The following is a 683-nucleotide window of genomic DNA, read 5'->3' on the forward strand; positions in this document are numbered from 1 at the left end:
TATAATTTAAATCAGTAATTGGTAAAAAGCTGATTTAAAGAATAAATGGTGGCTACGACGGGATTCGAACCTGTGACCCCATCATTATGAGTGATGTGCTCTAACCAACTGAGCTACGTAGCCAACACAGAATACTGAATTTCATCAATACTCTTAAATAATGGCAGGTCTACCTGGATTCGAACCAGGGAATGGCGGCATCAAAAGCCGCTGCCTTACCGCTTGGCGATAGACCTACAGCGCTTGCTTACACAAGACTTTTCACAAACTAGAGAGAATGGTGCGGAAGGAGAGACTTGAACTCTCACACCTTGCGGCGCCAGAACCTAAATCTGGTGCGTCTACCAATTCCGCCACTTCCGCATATTGTCAGTTACGAATAACTGTTGTTTCTCTAGTTGTATAATTTAAATCAGTAATTGGTAAAAACTGATCTAAAGAATAATGGTGCGGAAGGAGAGACTTGAACTCTCACACCTTGCGGCGCCAGAACCTAAATCTGGTGCGTCTACCAATTCCGCCACTTCCGCATGATTAATCGTCGAGACAATCAATCTAAATAATGGCAGGTCTACCTGGATTCGAACCAGGGAATGGCGGCATCAAAAGCCGCTGCCTTACCGCTTGGCGATAGACCTACAGCGCTTGTTCACACAAGACTTTTCACAAACTAGAGAGAATGG

The 683-nt window shown here is 44.5% G+C and carries 5 tRNA genes; all 5 read right to left on the reverse strand.

From position 1 onward, the window contains the following. Nucleotides 1-46 precede the first annotated feature (46 nt). The 5 genes from C9J40_RS21820 to C9J40_RS21840 all read right to left on the reverse strand — a co-directional run bounded on the left by C9J40_RS21820 (nt 47) and on the right by C9J40_RS21840 (nt 638). Nucleotides 47-123, reverse strand: a tRNA-Met gene (locus C9J40_RS21820). Between the two features lie 38 nt (nt 124-161). Further along, nucleotides 162-236: transfer RNA gene (locus tag C9J40_RS21825), tRNA-Gln, on the reverse strand. Between the two features lie 42 nt (nt 237-278). Next, nucleotides 279-363 (reverse strand) — tRNA-Leu (locus tag C9J40_RS21830). A gap of 82 nt (nt 364-445) precedes the next feature. Further along, nucleotides 446-530: transfer RNA gene (locus C9J40_RS21835), tRNA-Leu, on the reverse strand. Nucleotides 531-563: 33 nt separating this feature from the next. Beyond that, nucleotides 564-638: transfer RNA gene (locus C9J40_RS21840), tRNA-Gln, on the reverse strand. Nucleotides 639-683 lie beyond the last annotated feature (45 nt).

This window comes from Photobacterium sp. GB-72, from assembly GCF_003026095.1.
Classification (GTDB): Bacteria; Pseudomonadota; Gammaproteobacteria; order Enterobacterales; family Vibrionaceae; genus Photobacterium.